General features: G+C 30.4%; 22 protein-coding genes. 5 read left to right on the plus strand and 17 right to left on the minus strand.

Going from position 1 to position 20020, the window contains the following annotated elements; all coding sequences use genetic code 11:
• Positions 1-54: 54 nt before the first annotated feature.
• Genes DIS18_RS13720 through DIS18_RS13735 form a run of 4 tightly spaced genes read right to left on the minus strand, consistent with a single transcriptional unit; the run spans position 55 to position 3164 of the window.
• The gene (locus DIS18_RS13720; protein ID WP_109353656.1) at positions 55-1305 is read right to left on the minus strand and encodes an NRAMP family divalent metal transporter; all 1251 of its coding nucleotides are present in this window, start codon (positions 1303-1305) and stop codon (positions 55-57) included.
• Complete coding sequence (locus DIS18_RS13725; protein ID WP_109353657.1) at positions 1306-1851, minus strand: RNA polymerase sigma factor; 546 nt, start codon at positions 1849-1851, stop codon at positions 1306-1308.
• The gene (locus DIS18_RS13730; protein ID WP_109353658.1) at positions 1842-2954 is read right to left on the minus strand and encodes a glycosyltransferase; all 1113 of its coding nucleotides are present in this window, start codon (positions 2952-2954) and stop codon (positions 1842-1844) included. The genes DIS18_RS13725 and DIS18_RS13730 overlap by 10 nt, the downstream gene beginning before the upstream one ends.
• A gap of 6 nt (positions 2955-2960) precedes the next feature.
• Positions 2961-3164, minus strand: a complete 204-nt coding sequence (locus tag DIS18_RS13735; protein ID WP_109353659.1) for a membrane or secreted protein — start codon at positions 3162-3164, stop codon at positions 2961-2963.
• A gap of 154 nt (positions 3165-3318) precedes the next feature.
• Here DIS18_RS13735 and aqpZ point away from each other — a divergent pair, with 154 nt between their 5' ends.
• A complete protein-coding gene (gene aqpZ, locus DIS18_RS13740; protein WP_109353660.1) occupies positions 3319-4005 on the plus strand; it encodes an aquaporin Z in 687 nt (228 codons plus the stop codon).
• Positions 4006-4083: 78 nt separating this feature from the next.
• Here the strand turns inward: aqpZ and DIS18_RS13745 are convergent, their stop codons facing one another.
• From DIS18_RS13745 to DIS18_RS13760, 4 genes are all read right to left on the minus strand, one after another.
• Positions 4084-4872 carry an anti-sigma factor gene (locus tag DIS18_RS13745; protein ID WP_109353661.1) on the minus strand — a complete coding sequence of 263 codons (789 nt, stop codon included), beginning with the start codon at positions 4870-4872 and terminating at the stop codon, positions 4084-4086.
• An 8-nt stretch (positions 4873-4880) separates the two neighbouring features.
• Positions 4881-5414, minus strand: coding sequence for an RNA polymerase sigma factor (locus DIS18_RS13750; RefSeq protein ID WP_109353662.1), 534 nt, complete (start codon positions 5412-5414; stop codon positions 4881-4883).
• Between the two features lie 67 nt (positions 5415-5481).
• Entirely contained in the window at positions 5482-6495 is a 1014-nt protein-coding gene (gene murB / locus DIS18_RS13755; RefSeq protein ID WP_109353663.1) for a UDP-N-acetylmuramate dehydrogenase, read from the minus strand.
• A complete protein-coding gene (locus DIS18_RS13760; protein ID WP_109353664.1) occupies positions 6495-7685 on the minus strand; it encodes a pyridoxal phosphate-dependent aminotransferase in 1191 nt (396 codons plus the stop codon). Before DIS18_RS13760 ends, murB begins: the two co-directional genes overlap by 1 nt.
• Positions 7686-7808: 123 nt before the next feature.
• Between DIS18_RS13760 and DIS18_RS13765 the strand changes: the two genes are divergently transcribed.
• On the plus strand, positions 7809-9131 hold the full coding sequence (locus tag DIS18_RS13765; protein WP_109353665.1) for a PDZ domain-containing protein: 1323 nt from the start codon (positions 7809-7811) through the stop codon (positions 9129-9131).
• Positions 9132-9188: 57 nt separating this feature from the next.
• Here the strand turns inward: DIS18_RS13765 and DIS18_RS13770 are convergent, their stop codons facing one another.
• The gene (locus tag DIS18_RS13770; protein ID WP_109353666.1) at positions 9189-9605 is read right to left on the minus strand and encodes a DUF1573 domain-containing protein; all 417 of its coding nucleotides are present in this window, start codon (positions 9603-9605) and stop codon (positions 9189-9191) included.
• Positions 9606-9902: 297 nt separating this feature from the next.
• Between DIS18_RS13770 and DIS18_RS13775 the strand changes: the two genes are divergently transcribed.
• Positions 9903-12536, plus strand: a complete 2634-nt coding sequence (locus DIS18_RS13775) for a valine--tRNA ligase (RefSeq protein ID WP_109353667.1) — start codon at positions 9903-9905, stop codon at positions 12534-12536.
• A 78-nt stretch (positions 12537-12614) separates the two neighbouring features.
• Here DIS18_RS13775 and DIS18_RS13780 read toward each other — a convergent pair whose 3' ends face one another.
• The 6 genes from DIS18_RS13780 to rsfS form a co-directional block, all read right to left on the minus strand.
• On the minus strand, positions 12615-12881 hold the full coding sequence (locus tag DIS18_RS13780; RefSeq protein WP_109353668.1) for an acyl-CoA-binding protein: 267 nt from the start codon (positions 12879-12881) through the stop codon (positions 12615-12617).
• On the minus strand, positions 12881-13531 hold the full coding sequence (locus DIS18_RS13785; RefSeq protein ID WP_109353669.1) for a phosphatidylserine decarboxylase family protein: 651 nt from the start codon (positions 13529-13531) through the stop codon (positions 12881-12883). The genes DIS18_RS13780 and DIS18_RS13785 overlap by 1 nt, the downstream gene beginning before the upstream one ends.
• Positions 13521-14342 carry a phosphatidate cytidylyltransferase gene (locus tag DIS18_RS13790; protein WP_109353670.1) on the minus strand — a complete coding sequence of 274 codons (822 nt, stop codon included), beginning with the start codon at positions 14340-14342 and terminating at the stop codon, positions 13521-13523. The genes DIS18_RS13785 and DIS18_RS13790 overlap by 11 nt, the downstream gene beginning before the upstream one ends.
• A gap of 1 nt (position 14343) precedes the next feature.
• Positions 14344-14952, minus strand: coding sequence for an LUD domain-containing protein (locus tag DIS18_RS13795; protein ID WP_109353671.1), 609 nt, complete (start codon positions 14950-14952; stop codon positions 14344-14346).
• A 121-nt stretch (positions 14953-15073) separates the two neighbouring features.
• Positions 15074-17038 carry an ATP-dependent zinc metalloprotease FtsH gene (gene ftsH / locus DIS18_RS13800; RefSeq protein WP_109353672.1) on the minus strand — a complete coding sequence of 655 codons (1965 nt, stop codon included), beginning with the start codon at positions 17036-17038 and terminating at the stop codon, positions 15074-15076.
• Between the two features lie 9 nt (positions 17039-17047).
• Complete coding sequence (gene rsfS, locus DIS18_RS13805; RefSeq protein ID WP_109353673.1) at positions 17048-17419, minus strand: ribosome silencing factor; 372 nt, start codon at positions 17417-17419, stop codon at positions 17048-17050.
• A 92-nt stretch (positions 17420-17511) separates the two neighbouring features.
• On the opposite strand from rsfS, the gene DIS18_RS13810 reads away from it, so the two are divergent.
• A complete protein-coding gene (locus DIS18_RS13810) occupies positions 17512-18240 on the plus strand; it encodes a biotin--[acetyl-CoA-carboxylase] ligase (RefSeq protein WP_109353674.1) in 729 nt (242 codons plus the stop codon).
• Here the strand turns inward: DIS18_RS13810 and DIS18_RS13815 are convergent.
• Complete coding sequence (locus DIS18_RS13815; protein WP_109353675.1) at positions 18237-18632, minus strand: SRPBCC family protein; 396 nt, start codon at positions 18630-18632, stop codon at positions 18237-18239. The two genes, DIS18_RS13810 and DIS18_RS13815, sit on opposite strands and share 4 nt — an antisense overlap.
• 27 nt (positions 18633-18659) lie before the next feature.
• Positions 18660-19304, minus strand: a complete 645-nt coding sequence (gene pyrE, locus DIS18_RS13820) for an orotate phosphoribosyltransferase (RefSeq protein WP_109353769.1) — start codon at positions 19302-19304, stop codon at positions 18660-18662.
• 134 nt (positions 19305-19438) lie between these two features.
• Between pyrE and DIS18_RS13825 the strand changes: the two genes are divergently transcribed.
• Positions 19439-20020 carry an NUDIX hydrolase gene (locus tag DIS18_RS13825; protein ID WP_109353676.1) on the plus strand — a complete coding sequence of 194 codons (582 nt, stop codon included), beginning with the start codon at positions 19439-19441 and terminating at the stop codon, positions 20018-20020.

Raw genomic sequence — 20020 nt, forward strand, 5'->3', positions numbered from 1 at the left:
AATACAGAACACGGTTTTAGCTTTATGTAAAAGAAATAAACCTAGTAATACATTTTAAAGCGTTGTAAGAAACCAAACACTAACCCCTATTAAAAAGGCTATACCTAACCAGCTTAAAATATGTAATTGTTTTGATGGACGCCATGCTTTAGGCGTGTGTTTACTTGAAATAAGGATGTAATTTATAATAGCATAAAAAGGTGCGGTTAAAAATGATAATATAGTTGCTATTTTAATTAAAAGTCCCATTTCTGAAGCTAAAAATATAAAAATAAATATGGTACCTATTGCTAATAAAGCAATCCAAAAAATGTAACCAAATTTTGAAGATTTATTAAAAAGTAATTTTGTAGTTTTTGCCATGGCCCTAGGGTTAGCATCAAGTGTTGTTAATGTAGTACTAAACATGGTTGTAAATGCTGCAATGCCAATAATAATATATGCCAAATTAAAATTGCCTAAGCTTGTTTTATACATGTTAATTAACTGATTTGCAAATTTACCAGCCGAATGGCTAAAAGATTCCCCACTGTTAAACATTATTAAGGCTCCTAAAAGTAAAAAGCCTATACCTAATATAATAGTACTTATATAGCCTACATTAAAATCAAATATGGCTGATTTTGTACTAAATACTTTTAGCTCTTTTTTCTTTTCTACAACCCAAAGCGAATGAATTACAGAAAGGTCTAGGGGTGAAGGCATCCATCCCATAAAGGCAATTAAAAATGCAATTTCAATACTGTTTTCTGGAAGTATTTGTTTAAAACTAATAGGATCAGAATTGTTTAATAGCGCCATACTTACAGCTAATATTGTGCTAACTGTTAATACTATAATGATAACCTTCATCAGCTTATCTAATAATTTAAACTTACCAATTAACAATAAGGATAAACAAATAAAAGTAATAATGATAGTCCAAATTTCAATACTTTTAATGACTCTATTTCCAATTTCAAAAGTTAAAAACTCTCCAAATAAGGTGGATGCTAAACCAGCTGTAACAATAGTAACTGCCGTTTGAATGGTAAACATAGTTGCTAATGTTATAATATAGTAGGTCATTAAAACACCTTTACCAAGTTTTTTATAGCCTTCAAGAAGGCTTTCTCCTGTTGCAGAAGCATATCTAGGACCGTATTGAAAAAAGGGGTATTTAAATAAATTAATTAAAAGTAAAGCCCAAATTAAGCCCAAACCAAAGTCTGCACCAGCTCTTGTAGATTGTACTAAATGTGAGACACCTATTGATGCTCCAGCAAAAAGTAAGCCTGGACCAAGGTTTTTAAGTTTAAAACTCATTTATTTTTGTTTAATAATTTCAGCCAATAACTTTTTTGCTCTAAGTAATTTTACTTTAATGTTGTTCATAGGCTCATCAAGTTCCTTAGAAATTTCCTTATAACTCAACTCTTGGAAGTAACGTAAGTTTATAACCTCTTGGTAATGAGGTTTTAGTTTTTTAATGTCTCGCAGTAGTTTGGCTAAATGTTGCTCTGTAATTAATTTATCTTCAGCTGAGGGTGATTCATCTAAAACTTCAAAAACCTCTCGTTCATCTTTTGATATAACTTGATTAATAGAGTTTTTTTCTTTTCTTAATAAATCAATATGAATATTTTTTGAAATAGTGATTAGCCACGTTTTAAAGTTTAAGCTTTCATCAAAAGTATCAATTTTATCAAATGCTTTAGAAAAAGTTTGAATGGTAATATCTTCAGCGTCATTCTCATTATGAGTACGTTTTAATTGAAAACCATACACATTATCCCAAAAAGTATCTAATAAATAATTAAATGCTTTTTGGTTGTTTTTTTTAGCACGCTTAATAGCTTCCTCTATTTCCAATGGTTGGGTTTTGAAATGAGATTGTTTATAAAGATAGTCAATTGCGAAATAATTAGAAAAATTTCTAAAAAAGGAAGGAAGATTAATAAGTCAAATTCATTTAATTTTTTTGATGATATTCCTAGTATTGTATACTGTAATACAATTCTAATAAGGAAAAAAACTAATACGATTTCCCATTTAAATATTGGAATAAAAAGTATTAGAGCAAATAACCAGAACAATAAATTTGAAGCATATAACAGTGCAAGTAGCACTTTATGTTTCATTTTATAATGTTTTGCTGTTGAAACATGACGTCTTTTTTGCTTAAACCATTCTTCAAAAGTGGTTTTAGGAGTAGATTCTGTAAAACTGTTTTTTGAATAACAAACAGCTGTATTTTTTTTAGTTGCTATTTGATTTATAAATAAATCATCATCCCCAGAACGTACTTTTATATGATTTATAAAACCGTTGGCATCAAAAAACTCTTTTCTTGTATAAGCTAAATTTCTCCCAACACCCATGTATGGTAATCCTAATTTAGCAAAAGAAAAATAGTTAACTGCAGTTATTAGAGTTTCAAAACGAATTAGTTTGTTTAAAAATGATTTTTTAATTTTTGAATACGCACCATAGCCTAAAACAATAGTTTTTTTATTGCTAAAATGACTGCTCATTGTTTTTATCCAATGTTTTGAAAGTGGTTTGCAATCAGCATCGGTAAATAATAAAAAATCGTGTTTTGCAGCTTTTATGCCTAGGGTTAAAGCATATTTTTTATTTCCCCAAAAGGCTTCAATACCTTTAACGTTTACAACTTTTATATTGTCATGTAGTTTTGAAAAATCATTTATAACATCCAAAGTGTCATCATTTGAAGCATCATTAATCAGAACAATTTCAAAATTTGGATAATCTTGTTCAATTACATATGGAAGAAATGTCTTTAGGTTTTTAGCTTCATTTTTGGCACAAACAATAACAGAAATGGCTATATTTTTTGGAGTAGCTTTTTTTTGTTTTAAAAAAGCAAACCTTCCAAAGATGAAAACATAAAAAATGACTTGAATAATTACTACAGCAATAAATCCGTAGAAAACAAAATCAAGAAACCCCATGAAGTCTTAAGAATGTTGAGTTTCGTTACAATCTGCAAATTGATCAGGTGTTTTTCCGCAAAAACCACAAGATTCCCCTTCTTTATTAAGCATAGGGTTTTGGCTAGCGCAAGTTCCTGCAAACTTACCGTCTTTTTTAGCCCAAATTTTAATAGCAATACCCGCTATTCCTAATCCTAAAAGTACAATAGTTATTAAAAAAAGTTTCATCGAAAGATTGTAAATATTTATGCAAAGATATGACTTTAGTTCATAAATTTAAGAGGAAACCTCACAGAAACTTATGTGACTATTTTAGGGTTTAGTGTCTAATTATTAATTATTTGTACATTTAAATACTAACCGATTAAAAATTTATTTTATTATGAAAAAATTATTCGCAGAGTTTTTTGGAACCTTTTGGCTTGTTTTCGGAGGTTGTGGTAGTGCTGTTTTTGCTGCCGGTTACCCAGATTTAGGAATTGGATTTGTAGGCGTATCATTAGCCTTTGGTCTTACCGTTTTAACTATGGCTTATGCTGTTGGACATATTTCTGGAGGACATTTTAATCCAGCTGTTTCATTAGGTTTATGGGCAGGAGGAAAGTTTGAAGCCAAAGATTTACTAGGTTATATCATTGCTCAATTAGTTGGTGCAGTTGCTGCTGCTGGGGCTTTATATTTAATTCTAACAAATAAAGCTGATTTTGTTACTATTGGAGGTTTTGCTGCCAATGGATACGGAGATTTATCACCAGATGGATATTCTATGACGGCAGCATTAATTGCAGAGTTCTTATTAACTATGTTTTTCTTGTTAATTATATTAGGAAGTACTAATTCTAGAGCACCAAAAGGATTTGCTCCTATTGCTATTGGTTTGGGGTTAACTTTAATACACTTAATAAGTATTCCAATAACTAATACATCAGTTAATCCTGCGCGTTCAACTAGTCAAGCATTATTTGCTGGAGGAGAATTTACAGGACAACTATGGCTTTTTTGGGTAGCACCTATTGCTGGTGCTATAGTTGCTGGATTTATTCATAAAGCGCTATTTGATAAAGAGTAATTATAGCTACTTTTCAAAATTTAAAAGCCTCATTTTACTAAGTAAAATGAGGCTTTTATGTTCAAAGTAAATTGTAAATTATTGTAAACTAATTTGTGCTACTGAGTTTTGTATAGATGCAATAGCATTACCGCCTTTAGGCTCAATAGTAATGCTTAAAGCAAGAGCATCTTCCATATAAGGGATGTTTCTAAGTTGTCTGTCGGCTTTATCTAAAATACCTAGGTTAACCATCTTACCTTGTAACTCTGCCCAAATTTGGTAGCATTGTTCTTCTGGTAATTCTGGTAAAGAAACTACATCAATCATAGATGTTTTTTCTTTTGGGTTAATATATGCAACTGTTTTTAAGTCTTTTGCACGTTCATTACCTTTAATGATGTATTTCTCAGTTTCAGGATTATTAAGCTTTAAAAGTTGCCTCATAACTTTATCAAGCATTATGTTATTTTGAGCAATATCACTTCGCAAATCTTCAATCTCTTCATCAATTACTACAGTATCACTCTGCAATTTTTGATTTTGATCATAAAAATATGCAGAAGTCCCAGCAAATATTAATGCCGCAATACTAGCTGCAATACTAAACTTATACCATTTCTTGTATTTATTCGGAGCTTTTAATTTAACAACTGGTGCATCATCAAGTTCATCTAAAATATTATTTAAGATGCTTTTAGGCGCTTCTACAGCATTAGCTTTAGCAACCACTTCAAGGTTGTGTTGCATGGTGTTGTAGGTGTTTTCGATTTCTGGGTGTCTTGCTATATAAGATTCCACCATTACTGTTTCTTCAGTAGAAGTGTTACCTAATAGATATTTATCTAAGAGGCCAGAATTTAAAAAAGTAGTTATTTTTTCATTCATGACTTTTTTTATTGAGGGTCGTAAATTTTTTTCAATTCACGTAATCCTATTTTTAATCTTGATTTTATTGTTCCTAACGGAATATCTAATTCATCGCTAGCTTCTTGCTGCGTCATGCCCTCAAAAAAGAGTGCATTAATTACTATTTGATACTTTTCATCTAAACTACTTAGATGTTTTTTTATATCTAAAACATCCTGATTTAGTTCGTTGGATGTTACTTTATATACGGATGAAGTTTCCATTTGGACTTCATTCTTAATTTTATTTTTTTGAGAACGTACTTTATCAATAGCTGTATTGTATGCTATTCTATATAACCAAGTGAATAATTTTGCTTTACTAGAGTCGTATTTTTTTGCATACCTCCAAATCTTTACAAAAGTTTCTTGAAGTACATCATGAGCAGTATCATCATCAATAATTACTTTTTTAATAACACCAAATAATGAGTCAGCATAGTTTTCATAAAGAAGACTTATAGCTTTTTTATCGCTATTTTGTAATAAATTAACTATTTGCTTTTCTATTGGTGAAATCAAATTAGGTTAGTTTTTTAATTGTTTTTTGGTTGTAATTGTTTTACCAAAGTTAGATATTTAATTTAGATTATAGGATATTTACTTCAGCTTCAATTGAAATTCCAAAAAGACGATTTACCGTTTTCTGAATTAATTTAGAAAGATTAAGAATGTCTTCTCCTTTAGCACCTCCATAATTTACAAGTACCAAAGCTTGGTTTCTATGCACACCATAATTACCAAAACGTTTGCCTTTAAAACCTGCTTTTTCAATTAACCAACCTGCTGGGACTTTTACAGTATCTTCAGAAACTGGGTAACTTGGAATATCTTCAAAATTTTCTTTAAGTGAATTAAAATGTGTTTTTGGAATTACAGGATTTTTAAAAAAACTACCACTATTACCAATCTTTTTTGGATTAGGTAATTTGCTTTCTCTGATGCTTATAACCGCTTTAGAAATATCTTGTATGGTTGGGTTGGTAACTTCCATAACTTCTAAATGAGAAGTGATAGCGCCATAATTAATGCTTAGTTTATGTTTGCCTTTTGAAAGTTTAAAACAAACACTTGTAATAATAAATTTTCCTTTTGCATCCTGTTTGAAAATGGAATTTCTATAACCAAAATTACAATCCGATTTAGAAAATGATTGGAATTGTTTTGTATCAATAGATAAAGCTTCACAAGATTCAAATACATCTTTTAATTCAATGCCATAAGCACCAATATTTTGAATAGGAGCAGTACCAACATTTCCAGGGATTAAAGATAAATTTTCAATTCCACCAAAATTGTTAGCAATACACCAAAGCACAAAATCGTGCCAGTTTTCACCAGCATTAGCTTTAACAATAACAGTGTTATCTTCTTCAGAAATTATCTCTATTCCTTTTAGGTCTATATGAATAACAAGTCCATCAAAATCTTTGGTGAGTAGCATATTGCTGCCTCCACCTAAAATAAGTTTGTTTGGGTATGATTCTAATGATAAAACTGCCTTTAAATCACTAATATTGCTAATTGAAACAAAATGTTTTGCCTTAGCATCAATACCAAATGTATTGTAAGGTTTTAAGGATATGTTTTCTTGAATTTGCACTAATCTTTATAAACTTTTAAAGCTTCTTTTAAAATATGTACAGCTTTTACCAAGCTTTCTTTATTAAGTACGTAAGCTATTCTTATTTGGTTTAAACCTATACCAGGAGTTGAATAAAATCCACCAGCTGGAGCAACCATAATAGTTTCATTATCAACATCAAAGTGTTCTAAAAGCCATTGCGCAAAATTATCAGAATTTTTTACTGGTAATTCAACAATACAATAAAAAGCCCCTTTTGGCTTAGCGACTTTAATTCCATCAATTTTCTTTAATTCAGCTATTAAGGTATTTCTTCTATCTACATATTCTTCAATTACATCATCAAAATAACTTTGGGGTGTATCTAAAGCAGCCTCACTTGCTATTTGGGCATAAGTTGGAGGGCTTAATCTTGCTTGAGCAAATTTAAGTACCGTTTGCATAACGGTTTTGTTTTTTGAAACTAAACAGCCCACACGAGCTCCACACATGCTATAACGCTTTGAAACAGAATCAATAATTACTGCATGCTGATCAATACCATCAACTTGCATAATTGAGTAATGTTTATGACCATCATAAACAAATTCTCGATAAACTTCATCTGCTACTAAAAACAAATCATGTTTAATGGCGATAGAAGCAAGCTTATCAATTTCTTCTTTTGAATATAAATAGCCTGTTGGATTACCCGGGTTACAAATTAGAATAGCCTTAGTTTTTGGAGTGATTAATTTCTCAAAAGATTCAATAGAAGGTAACGCAAAATTATCATCTATGTCACAAACAGCTGGCACTACTTTTACGCCAGAAGCAGTAGAAAAAGCTATATAGTTAGCATAAAATGGCTCAGAAATTATCACTTCGTCATCAGGATCCATAATGCTGCTAAATAGAAAAAGTAGAGCTTCACTTGCACCAGTAGTTACAATTATGTCTTTGTGCGAAACTTTTATATTGTGATTGTTGTAATACTTAGCTAATTTTTTTCTGTATGTATCTGAGCCTTCAGATCTAGAGTAAGATAAAATTTCTACATCATTTTGTTTAACAGCTTCTAAAGCAACTTTAGGAGTCTTTATATCAGGTTGTCCAATATTAAGATAATAGATACTTTTCCCATTTTCAATAGCTTGTTCTGCATACGGAACAAGTTTCCTTATAGGGGAAGCAGGCATATTATACCCTTTTTTAGAAATTGACGGCATTAATAACTGTTTAAGCTACAAAGTTGAGAAAATTATCTTAAAGTTTTTTTAAAATATTGAGCTAAATGAATTATATAAAACAAAGAATTGTAAATTGATTATTCAATTAAGGGGTTAGTTTAAATGAATAAACGGTTTTCTTTCATATTTCTTTTTATCTGTTTGAGTCATTTTGGGTTTTGTCAAGATAAATTTGTTATTCAAAATAAAAAACAATCTGACAAGATAAGATTCAAATTAATAAACAATTTAATTGTTATTCCTGTAGATATTAACGGAGTTACCTTATCCTTCTTACTTGATACTGGAGTTAGTAAACCTATTATTTTTAATTTTTTAAATGTATCTGATACATTGCAGATAAAGGATACAGAAACTATACAATTAAGAGGACTTGGAGGAGGGGAATCTGTTGAGGCTCTTAAGTCAGCCAACAATATTTTTAAAATAGGTGATGCTATAAAATTGAATCAAGATTTGTATGCAGTATTTAATAATAATTTGAATTTCACTCCTAGATTAGGTATTCCTATTCACGGAATTATAGGCTTAGATATATTTAAAGATTTTATAGTTGAAATAAATTATTCAACGGGATACTTAAGACTTACTGAGCCCAAAAGGTTTAAATATAAACCATGTAAGAAGTGTGAAAGGTTTAATTTAGAATTCTATAATGGAAAACCATATGTAAATGTAATGGTTGAAATTGAGAACAAAACAATTCCTGTTAAATTATTGATTGATTCTGGTGGCAGTGATGCTTTATGGTTATTTGAAAATGACTCTTTGGATATAAAATCTGGTAAAAAGTTTTTTAATGATTTTCTTGGTCATGGGCTGAATGGCAGTGTTTATGGGAAAAGATCAAAAGTTCAAAATTTTTTTCTTAAAAGTTTTGTGCTTGAGAATGCCAATGTAGCATATCCAAATGCTGAAAATGTATTATTTGCAGCTCAAATTAAAAATAGAAACGGAAGTATTGCAGGTAATATTTTAAAACGGTTTAATATTATTTTTGATTATAAGAAAGCAGTAATGACTCTAAGTAAGAACAGTTATTTTAAAGAACAGTTTAGTTATAATAAAAGCGGGATAGAGCTTGCGCATGATGGAATAAGGGTAGTTAGGCAAATAAAGAATACTTTGAAAACAAAAAGTAATTCTCAAACAAGTAATAATAGTATAATTTTAGATCCTCAGTACAAAATATCATTAAAGCCTGCTTATGCTATAGTTGAATTGAGAAAAGATTCCCCAGCAGAAGAAGCTGGTTTAAAAATCGGTGATGTTATTTTGAGTATTAATGGTAAACAAACACATCAATATAATTTACAGCAAATAACCCAAATGTTTTATGCTCATGATGGGAAAAAGATAAAACTGAGTATTGATAGAGCAGGTATGGTTTTAAGTTACAGTTTTCTTTTAAAAAATCCCTTTTAAAAAAAAGGCCTGAACAATTAGTTCAAGCCTTATATTTTTATAAGTATTGTAGTAAAACTATTGTTGCATTACACTTTTCTCTTTTTTGTCTAACACACTTACTTTACTAGGGTCTATTACTAAACCTTTAATTTTTAAAGCTACAGTTGGAGTTTCTGCATTAGACATAACTGTAATTGTTTTTCTAATAGGATTTACTCTTTTAGTGTCATATTTCACCTCTATTTCTCCAGTTTCACCGGGCATAATAGGGTCTTTCGGTTTTTTTGGAATTGTACATCCACAACTTGAAGATACTTTAGAGATAATTAAAGGCTCATCACCAGTATTTGTAAACTCAAAAACTCTAACACCGTTAGCGCCTTTTTCTATAGTTCCATAATCAATAGTTTCAGCTTTAAATTCAATTTTCGCTTGAGCATTGACAGAAAAACTGATTAAACCAACAAATAAAATTGTAATTAATTGTTTCATGATTTTATTTTTATTGTTCTTAATTCTCTTTATTTAATCCTAATTTCTTTAATCAAGGATTGTTACTAAATTCATTCTTTTTCAAGTCAAACATAGTTACTTTTTCCACAACCTACAAAAATAATAGACGTAATGCAGGGATATTAACATATTCAACTCGGTTAAAAGTACGTATGGTTTTCTTTAACTTTCTTCAAAAATGCTTATTTCTATGTGTTTTATAAACCTTTATAGCTTTTGTAGAAAAAAGAAATATAAGTACTTTTGCAAATCATTATTCAAAAACTATTCCAAAGCATGCAAATACCTTCAAAATATGATGCAAGTCAGGTAGAAAGTAAGTGGTACGACTACTGGATGAAACATAATTATTTTCATTCAACACCAGATGAAAGAGAGCCTTACACCATAGTTATACCACCTCCAAACGTAACTGGAGTATTACACATGGGGCATATGCTTAACAATACCATACAAGATGTTTTAATTCGTCGTGCACGTTTATTAGGTAAAAATGCCTGTTGGGTACCGGGAACAGATCATGCTTCTATTGCAACTGAAGCTAAGGTGGTTGCAAAATTAAAGGAGCAAGGAATAGATAAAAATGATTTGTCACGTGATGAGTTTTTAAAACATGCTTGGGATTGGACTGAAGAATACGGAGGTGTTATTTTAGAACAATTGAAAAAATTGGGTTGTTCATGTGATTGGGATAGAACCAAATTCACAATGGACGATGATATGAGTGAAGCTGTAATCAAGGTTTTTGTTGATTTATATGAAAAAGGCTTGATTTATAGAGGTTACAGGATGGTAAACTGGGATCCAGAGGCAAAAACAACACTTTCTGATGAAGAAGTTATTCATGAAGAACGCCAAGGAAATTTATATTATTTAGAATATAAAATAGAAGGAAGCGATGATACTTTAACTATTGCTACCACACGTCCTGAAACAATTTTTGGAGATACCGCAATTTGCATAAATCCCAATGATGAGCGTTTTTCTCATTTACGTGGAAAGAAAGCTATTGTACCTATTTGTAATCGTGTAATTCCTATTATTGAAGATGAATACGTTGATGTAGAATTTGGAACAGGATGTTTAAAAGTAACGCCTGCACACGATGAAAATGATAAGAACCTTGGTGATAAACATAAACTAGAAGTTATTGATATCTTTAATGAAGACGCATCTTTAAATAGTTTTGGCTTGCATTATGAAGGAAAAGATCGGTTTGTTGTAAGAAAGGAAATTTCAAAGGAATTAGAAGCAAATGGTGTTTTGGTTAAAACTGAAATTCACACCAATAAAGTAGGTGCTTCTGAAAGAACTAAGGCTGTTATAGAGCCTCGATTAAGTGATCAATGGTTTCTTAAAATGGAGGATTTAGTAAAACCTGCCATTAAGTCTGTTTTAGAAGATGATGATATTAAGCTGTTTCCAAAGAAATTTGAGAATACCTATCGTCATTGGATGGAAAATATTCGTGATTGGAATATCTCTCGTCAATTAATGTGGGGACAACAAATCCCTGCATATTACTATGGCGATGGGAAAGAGGATTTTGTAGTTGCTGAAAATATAGAAGAAGCGCTTTTAAAAGCAAGAGAAGCAACTTCAAATTCAAAACTAGAAACCTCTGATTTAAAACAAGATAAAGACGCTCTAGATACTTGGTTTTCATCATGGTTGTGGCCAATGAGTGTATTTGATGGGATTCGTAATCCTGAAAATGAGGAGATAAAATACTATTACCCAACCAATGATTTGGTTACTGGTCCAGATATTCTTTTCTTTTGGGTGGCACGAATGATTATTGCAGGGTATGAGTATAAAGACGAAAAACCTTTTGAAAATGTATATTTAACAGGCTTAGTTCGTGATAAGCAACGCCGAAAAATGAGTAAATCATTAGGTAATTCTCCTGATGCTTTAAAGCTTATTGAAGAATACGGTGCAGATGGTGTGCGTGTTGGTTTATTGCTGAGTTCTGCTGCTGGAAACGATTTAATGTTTGATGAAGCCCTTTGTCAACAAGGAAAAGGTTTTGGAAACAAAATATGGAATGCGTTTAGGTTAATTCAAGGATGGGAAATAGACGAAACTATTCCACAACCTGAAACAGCAAAGATAGGTTTAGAGTGGTACGAATCTAAATTCCAAAAAGCTTTAGTTGAAATTGAAGATCATTTTGGTAAATATAGGTTAAGTGATGCGTTGATGGCTATTTACAAATTAATCATGGACGATTTTTCATCATGGTTATTAGAAATTATTAAGCCTGCTTATCAAAAGCCTATTGATGTAAAAACCTATAAAGCGGTTATTGAAGCTTTAGAGAATAATCTTAAAGTTTTACACCCTTTTATGCCATTTTTATCAGAAGAAATTTGGCAGTTTATTTCTGAAAGAACTCCAGATGAAGCTTTAATTGTTGCTAAATGGCCAGAAACTAAAACTATAAATGAAGATTTAATAGCAGAGTTTGATTTTGCATCAGAAGTTATTTCGGGAATCAGAAACATCCGAAAGCAAAAAAACATTGCTTTTAAAGATGCTATTGGTTTTTCAGTGATTAATAATGAAAAAGCGAATACTACTTTTAACGGTGTTATTTCTAAATTAGGTAACCTTGAAAGTATTGAGAATACTTCTGAAGCTATTGAAGGCGCATTAACATTCAGAGTAAAATCAAACGAATATTTTATTCCTATGGTTGGAGCTATTGATGTTGAAGCTGAAATTAAAAAGCTTACGGAGGAATTAAATTATACTGAAGGCTTTTTAAAATCTGTACAAAAGAAACTTTCTAACGAGCGTTTTGTTGCAGGAGCTCCAGAACAAGTTGTGGCTAGCGAAAAGAAAAAAGAAGCAGATGCTTTGGCTAAAATTGAAACTTTGAAGGCTAGTTTAGCTAGTTTGAATTAAAAAGTATAAATCATAAAAAAAAGCTTCAAATTATTTGAAACTTTTTTATTTATAAACTTTTAGTTTAGTATTTAATAGTTACTCCCTGTATAAGAAATAATTATTAACCAAATCAATATATTCTTGTTTAGCTTCATCTTCAGTAATATTTTTAACTTGAAATAAAGCATTGGTTTTAAAAGCATTAATTATAGCTTTTTTTCCTCTTGGTTTATTGTAATTATTAGTCGCTTTCTTATAGTAAGCATAAAGTTTTAAAAGAGTATCAGCAGGAAATGGATCTGTGTATGCATTTACACGATCGACAGCTTGTTGAAATTCTATATCTAATTGCTTATCACTCATTAATTTTCAGCAATAATACTTTCGCCACCTTTAACTTTTTGATTTAAAACTACTTTTATTTTAGTGTCTAAGGGTAAAAATAAATCTACTCTAGACCCAAATTTTATAAAACCAGATTCTCCACCTTGTATAGCTTTATCTTCAACTTTAGCATAGTTTACAATACGTTTTGCTAATGCTCCAGCAATTTGCCTATGCAATACTTTACCATAAGTTTCATTTTCAACAACAACGGTTGTACGCTCATTTTCTTCACTGGCTTTAGGATGCCATGCTACTAAATACTTTCCAGGATGATATTTACTAAAAACAACATTGCCACCAATTGGATAACGTGTTACATGAACATTAAGAGGCGACATAAACACACTAACTTGTAAGCGTTTTTCATTAAAATATTCTTTTTCAAAAACTTCTTCAATAACTACAACTTTGCCATCTACAGGAGATATAACTTGGTTGTCATTTAAGTTAGTATTTCGCTTAGGGTTTCTGAAAAATTGTAATATCAAAATCAAGAAAGCTAATAGAACTATCATGACTATGGTTCTTATCCAAGTTACATCAATAAAACTATCAACTAACAAAAAACATCCAACAACAATAACAAGTGTTATAATTATGATTTTATGGCCTTCTTTATGAAACATAATTTAAAATTCTTAAAAATAAATATATAAATGGTGCTGCAAAAATAATACTATCTAGTCTATCTAATAGACCTCCATGACCAGGCATAATTACACCACTATCTTTAACTTTTGCCTGTCTTTTAAATTTTGACTCAATAAGGTCTCCTAATGTGCCAAAAACACTAATTATGATACTTAAAATTAACCAGCTTGTAAAATTTAGAGTATCAGTAAAGGTAGCTATAAAATAACTTGCTATGCATGAGAAGAATAAACCACCTAGAAAACCTTCTACTGTTTTTTTAGGCGAAATAATTTCAAACAGTTTTTGTTTGCCAAAGTTTTTTCCAACTAAATAGGCAAAAGAATCGTTTACCCAAACTAGAATAAATGCGCCTAGTAATATATTTGGATTATAATCTTGATAATAATTAGCAATTAAAATTAAAAAGACAAAAGCGCTGGACAAATAAAATGTAGTTAACAAAAATCGTTTTGTTGCAAACAAAGGGATGGTTTTACTGGAAAACAAATCTTTTATTAAAAATAACTCTACAAAAATGGATAGCACCATTAAGATTTGAGTGGCTTCGTTTAATCCAATATTAGTGTTTAAAACCGTTTGCCAATAACCGAAAATAGCATAAAGTAAAATGAAAATTAAATATGGAATATTACTTTTTAGTTGAATTAATTTTTTGAATTCTCCAATGCAAATTAGCCCAAATACAAAGAAAAGTGCTAATAAAGCTTGTTCAAAGCAAATGCAAATAAGTAATAATGTAACATAGATTAAACCAGAAAGTGATCGGACTAGCGTTTCTTTCATTCTATAAGTCTTCTAACAATAAAAGATATAGGTTTTTTGCACTACTACCATAACTTAAAAAGTCTTTCTCATCGCCAGATTTAAAGTGTTTTATGGTTGTAATATTTGTTGGGATTCTTTGTCTGTTTTTTGATTTTATTCCTCTTAATCCTTCCCCGATATTATCAACAATCTGACTTGTAGTGGCAAAAACGATGAAGTTGAAAGGAAGTTCTGGAAGTTTTTTCTCGAAAATTTGTTTAGACGAAATTAGTAAAGAACCATCATTAGCAATTAGATTTTCACAAGTGGTTAAAAAGTATGTGGCTTCACTTATTTTTCTAGTAGGAAGTAAATTTGAATTATTAAATTTACTTTCTAAATCAGAATCAAGTATTAAGGCCTGCTTTTCTTCCCATTCATTTTCATCCAAGATATGGCCTAAATTTTTATAAATTTCATTTAAATTTTCGCAATACAAAAACTTTCCACCATTAGCTTTAAAATTTATAGTAAATCTTTCGTCTATAGGTAGTTTAATTTCAGGCATATATTTGCCACGGTCAACAGATTTTAATTCTTCACCTGTACGATCAGATTTCGAACCAAAAATTTTTCTAAAAAGACTCATTTATTGTATTGCTATTAATCGAATCTCATTCAATGTTCATCAAATATAAAAAATCTTAAATTAACCTTGCGATTAATTTAAGATTTTTACCATATGCTTAACAAAACATGTTATTTGACGACTATTCTTCTTCGTCTTTTATGTCTGTTTTTGTATTGATAGATTGCTCTTTTTCAAAAGGTCGTTTACCAAATATTTTTTCAAGATTATCCTTAAAAATCACCTCTTTCTCTAACAATACTTCCGCAAGTTGAGTTAACTTATCTTTATTAGCTTCAAGTAATTTTATAGCACGTTGATATTGCTCTTCAATGATGCTAGATATTTCTTTATCAATAAGTTCTGCAGTCTCTTCACTGTAAGGTTTGGTAAAACCATACTCACTTTGGCCTGAAGAATCATAGTATGTTAAGTTTCCAATTTTATCGCTTAAGCCATAAACAGTAACCATGGCACGAGCTTGTTTAGTAACTTTTTCTAAATCACTTAAAGCTCCAGTTGAGATTTTATCAAAAATGACTTTTTCAGCAGCACGACCTCCAAGAGCAGCACACATTTCGTCTAACATTTGTTCCGGACGAACAATTAAACGTTCTTCTGGTAAATACCAAGCTGCTCCTAAAGAACGACCACGAGGTACTATAGTAACTTTTACTAATGGCGCAGCATGCTCAAGCATCCAACTTGTAACGGCATGACCTGCTTCATGAAAAGCAACAGCACGTTTTTCACTTGGAGTAATAATCTTGTTTTTCTTTTCAAGACCGCCAATAATTCTATCAACAGCATCAAGAAAATCTTGTTTATCAACAGCTTTTTTGCCATTTCTAGCAGCTATTAGAGCAGCCTCATTACAAACATTAGCTATATCTGCACCTGAAAATCCAGGTGTTTGTTTTGAAAGGAAGTCTAGGTCTAAATCTTTAGCTTTTTTAAGTGGTCTTAAATGTACTTCAAAAATTTCTTCACGTTCACGAACGTCTGGTAAATCAACAAAAATTTGTCTATCAAAACGTCCAGCACGCATAAGGGCTTTATCTAAAATATCGGCTCTATTTGTAGCGGCAATAACAATTACGTTTGTGTTTGTGCCAAAACCATCCATTTCAGTTAGTAATTGATTAAGCGTGTTTTCTCGCTCATCATTACTTCCTGACATAGCATTTTTTCCTCTGGCACGACCAATGGCATCAATTTCATCAATAAAAATAATTGATGGTGATTTTTCCTTAGCTTGTTTGAATAAATCTCTAACACGAGATGCTCCAACTCCAACAAACATCTCTACAAAATCAGATCCTGATAATGAGAAGAATGGTACTTTTGCTTCTCCAGCAACTGCTTTTGCTAATAATGTTTTACCTGTTCCAGGAGGTCCTACAAGTAAGGCTCCTTTTGGTATTTTTCCACCTAGAGTGGTATATTTTTCTGGAAACTTAAGGAAGTCTACAATTTCTTGAACTTCTTCTTTTGCACCTTCTAATCCAGCAACATCTTTAAAGCTTGTTTTTACCTCTGTGTTTTGATCGAATAATTTAGCTTTAGATTTTCCAATATTAAAAATTTGTCCACCAGCACCTCCACCAGCTCCACCAGACATACGGCGCATAATAAAAATCCAAACACCTATTAATAAAATAAAAGGTAGAATACCCATCAGTAAATTTCCCCAATCATTTGTTTCTGTATCAAAAGTAACAATTGGTTTAACTGTCAAATCACTAGTATTCTCTTTTAATTGATTTTCAAAATTTTGAAGATCACCAAATTCAAATCTATAATTTGGTAATGGTGTAGCTGAAGGAATAAATGTTTGAGGTTTTGATCCTTTATGAACCTCTTTAGCTTCAGCATCTTGTGTAAGATACACTTTTGCAACCCGTGTATTTTTTACAATGTCAACACGTTCAATATCTCCTGCTTCTAGATACTTAAAAAAGTCAGATGGTGTTGTTTTATTCGCATCTTGATAGCTTCCACCATTGAATAATTGATACCCTAGAAAAAGGGCTATTAGAATACCATAAATCCAATATGGATTAAATTTAGGCTTCTTGTCTTTTATTTTTTTCTTATCGTTTGCCATTTGATTTTTTTAGTAACTCGTTTCTATAACTGTTGTTTTAGCATCTCCCCAAAGACTTTCAATATCATAATACTCTCTAATATGCTTTTGAAACACATGCACTACAACATTTACGTAATCAATTAATACCCACTCTGCATTATCTGCACCTTCAGTATGCCAAGGATTATCTTTAAGTGTTTTACTTACTTTCTTTTGAATGGAATTAACTATAGCGTTTACTTGCGTATTTGAAGTTCCTTCGCAAATAATAAAGTAATCGCAAACCGTGTTTTCAATTTCTCTTAAATCTAGAATATTTATTTCTTTACCTTTAACATCTTCAATCCCACTGATTATAACTGATATTAATTGATCTGCGCTTATTTTTTGTTTCGCCATTAAATATATTTAATTTGTGCAAAGTTATTATTTTTTTAGTTCTTTATACTTCAAAATAATCATAAGATTTAGAGTATTTTAATAACCTATGTATGCGTATAGTCAAACTTAATGCCATTGATTCAACAAATAGTTATTTAAAAACATTATACAATACTGAATCTATTGATGATTATACTGCAGTTTTAGCCGAAAATCAAACCAAAGGCAGAGGGCAAATGGGGGCTGTTTGGGATTCTGAAGCATCTAAAAACCTCACGTTTAGTATGTTTAAAGAATTACACGATTATAAATTAGAAGAGGCTTTTTATGTGAGTATAGTAACAAGTTTAGCAATAATAAAAACCTTAAAAACACTTTCAATTCCTAAATTAAGTGTGAAATGGCCTAACGACATTTTGTCAGCAGACAAAAAAATATGTGGTGTTTTAATTGAAAATGTCATAAAACAAGCTATTAATGCTTCAATAATTGGTATTGGTCTAAATGTAAATCAAGTTGTTTTTAAAAATTTGCCCAAAGCATCTTCCTTAAAACTAATTTCAGGAAAACATTTTGATATAGATGAATTAGTAATTACAATTATTAATAATTTGAAAGGCTATTTTTTACTATTGAAAGATGAAAAATATGATGTTTTGAAAAATGAATATGAATCATATCTCTTTAGAAAAAATAAACCTTCAACATTTAAGAACGCTGAAGGAATTATGTTTTCTGGTTTTATAAAAAGCGTGTCTAATTCTGGTAAACTTCAAGTGTTGTTAGAAGATGATATTCTGAAAGAATACGATTTAAAAGAAATTACACTTTTATATTAGATTGACTTTGGAATACTAGTTGCAAGAGTTTCAATAAATTTACTTATTGGACTTTTTATCATCATAGCCATCATTGGGTTGAAGTCTCCTGTAAAATCAAGTTTTACTTCACTAGAAGTTGGGTTTACTTCAGAAATATTAGCAATCAGAGAAAAATCAATTTTACCGCCTGCAGCACCTAAAACAATTTTATTTGGGTGTATAACTTCTTTCTTTTTTAATATAATCTCTGGCATACCTTTTAGGGCAAAAAGAAATTTATCTTCATCTAAGACTTCAAATTTGCTAATGTTTTCAGGCATTAATGATTCAAAGTTTTTTATATCTGATAGAAAGTTAAAGACTTCTTCTGGAGATTTGCTAACGCTAATTTTTGGAGATTCTAAATTCATAAATTTAAATTTTTTATAAAGTGTATATCAATTAGCGTTCCATTCACTAGGATTGGTATTCCACTCTGATAATGTGTATAGTTCTTTTTCTGAAATATAATTAGTTTCTAAAGCTTCTTCAAGCAAATTTTCATAATTACTTAATGTATTTAGATTGATGTTTTCTTTTTCAAAATTTTTATTAGCTACATCAAAGCCATAGGTAAAAATAGCAACCATACCTTTTACATTTATTCCAGCCTCTTTTAATGCTTTTACAGCATTTAAACTACTTTTTCCAGTGCTTATTAAGTCTTCAACAACAACAACATTCTGTCCCCTTTCAACAAATCCTTCAATTTGATTTTTACGCCCATGTCCCTTTGCATCAGGTCTAACATAAATAAAAGGCAGACCTAAATATTCGGCTACCAATATACCTATTCCAATAGCTCCAGTTGCAACCCCAGCAATAACATCTGGCTTACCATATTCTTTTTCAATATGTTTACCCATAGTTTCACGAATGTAGTTTCGGATTGGAGGAAATGATAAAATTATTCTGTTATCACAATAAATTGGCGATTTCCATCCTGAAGCCCAAGTAAAAGGGTCTTTCGGACTCAGTTTTATAGCATTTACTTGCAATAAAACTTCAGCGGTTTTTTTAGCGGTGTCTTTGTCAAAAATCATGTCAGCAAAATTACACATTAATTTAAATTTATTTGATAGTTAAACTCTCAATAAAAATTATTTTTTCAACAATGTTTATAATGCGAGTAAAAATGATATTTTTACCATGTTCAAATTGTTAATAGTAACAAACTATGTATAAAGTTTTTGTTGGTGATAAACCAATAATTTTAACCAACAAAGTTGAGAAAGAAACCAACTTTAAAAATTATTTACTTAAAACAGTAAATATGGCAAAGGTTATTAGAAAGCTTAATAGAACATCTTTAGCTGAAGTTCGTTTAATACACAAAAATCCAGATAAAATTTTAAAAAAGTTTTTAAAAAAACTTCCCAATGTTATTGCAGGTGGTGGAAAAGTTTATAATGATAAAGGCGAAATTCTTTTTATTTATAGAAATGATAAATGGGATTTACCAAAAGGAAAAGCTGAAAGAAAAGAAACCATAGAAGAAACTTCAATACGTGAGGTTGAAGAAGAAACAGGAGTTAAAGGTTTACAAATTACTAAACCATTAAATACAACATACCATATATTTAAACGTAATGGGCGTTATAAAATAAAAATCACCTATTGGTTTGAAATGAAAACCAATTATGATGGAAAGTTAGACCCTCAAGAAAACGAAGGCATTACAAAAGTAGCTTGGTTAAACAAAAAGGAATCTGAGAAAGCGCTTGATAATTCCTATGCAAATATCAAGTTGTTGGTTTAA

This window comes from Algibacter marinivivus (genome assembly GCF_003143755.1).
GTDB lineage: Bacteria > Bacteroidota > Bacteroidia > Flavobacteriales > Flavobacteriaceae > Algibacter_B > Algibacter_B marinivivus.

Coding starts and splice junctions, on each gene's coding strand:
- DIS18_RS13720 (WP_109353656.1), bottom strand. CDS start 1,305: ATGAGTTTTAAACTTAAAAACCTTGGTCCAGGCTTACTTTTTGCTGGA.
- DIS18_RS13730 (WP_109353658.1), bottom strand. CDS start 2,954: ATGGGGTTTCTTGATTTTGTTTTCTACGGATTTATTGCTGTAGTAATT.
- DIS18_RS13735 (WP_109353659.1), bottom strand. CDS start 3,164: ATGAAACTTTTTTTAATAACTATTGTACTTTTAGGATTAGGAATAGCG.
- aqpZ (WP_109353660.1), top strand. CDS start 3,319: ATGAAAAAATTATTCGCAGAGTTTTTTGGAACCTTTTGGCTTGTTTTC.
- DIS18_RS13745 (WP_109353661.1), bottom strand. CDS start 4,872: ATGAATGAAAAAATAACTACTTTTTTAAATTCTGGCCTCTTAGATAAA.
- DIS18_RS13760 (WP_109353664.1), bottom strand. CDS start 7,685: ATGCCGTCAATTTCTAAAAAAGGGTATAATATGCCTGCTTCCCCTATA.
- DIS18_RS13765 (WP_109353665.1), top strand. CDS start 7,809: ATGAATAAACGGTTTTCTTTCATATTTCTTTTTATCTGTTTGAGTCAT.
- DIS18_RS13770 (WP_109353666.1), bottom strand. CDS start 9,605: ATGAAACAATTAATTACAATTTTATTTGTTGGTTTAATCAGTTTTTCT.
- DIS18_RS13775 (WP_109353667.1), top strand. CDS start 9,903: ATGCAAATACCTTCAAAATATGATGCAAGTCAGGTAGAAAGTAAGTGG.
- DIS18_RS13780 (WP_109353668.1), bottom strand. CDS start 12,881: ATGAGTGATAAGCAATTAGATATAGAATTTCAACAAGCTGTCGATCGT.
- DIS18_RS13785 (WP_109353669.1), bottom strand. CDS start 13,531: ATGTTTCATAAAGAAGGCCATAAAATCATAATTATAACACTTGTTATT.
- DIS18_RS13790 (WP_109353670.1), bottom strand. CDS start 14,342: ATGAAAGAAACGCTAGTCCGATCACTTTCTGGTTTAATCTATGTTACA.
- DIS18_RS13795 (WP_109353671.1), bottom strand. CDS start 14,952: ATGAGTCTTTTTAGAAAAATTTTTGGTTCGAAATCTGATCGTACAGGT.
- ftsH (WP_109353672.1), bottom strand. CDS start 17,038: ATGGCAAACGATAAGAAAAAAATAAAAGACAAGAAGCCTAAATTTAAT.
- rsfS (WP_109353673.1), bottom strand. CDS start 17,419: ATGGCGAAACAAAAAATAAGCGCAGATCAATTAATATCAGTTATAATC.
- DIS18_RS13810 (WP_109353674.1), top strand. CDS start 17,512: ATGCGTATAGTCAAACTTAATGCCATTGATTCAACAAATAGTTATTTA.
- DIS18_RS13815 (WP_109353675.1), bottom strand. CDS start 18,632: ATGAATTTAGAATCTCCAAAAATTAGCGTTAGCAAATCTCCAGAAGAA.
- pyrE (WP_109353769.1), bottom strand. CDS start 19,304: ATGATTTTTGACAAAGACACCGCTAAAAAAACCGCTGAAGTTTTATTG.
- DIS18_RS13825 (WP_109353676.1), top strand. CDS start 19,439: ATGTATAAAGTTTTTGTTGGTGATAAACCAATAATTTTAACCAACAAA.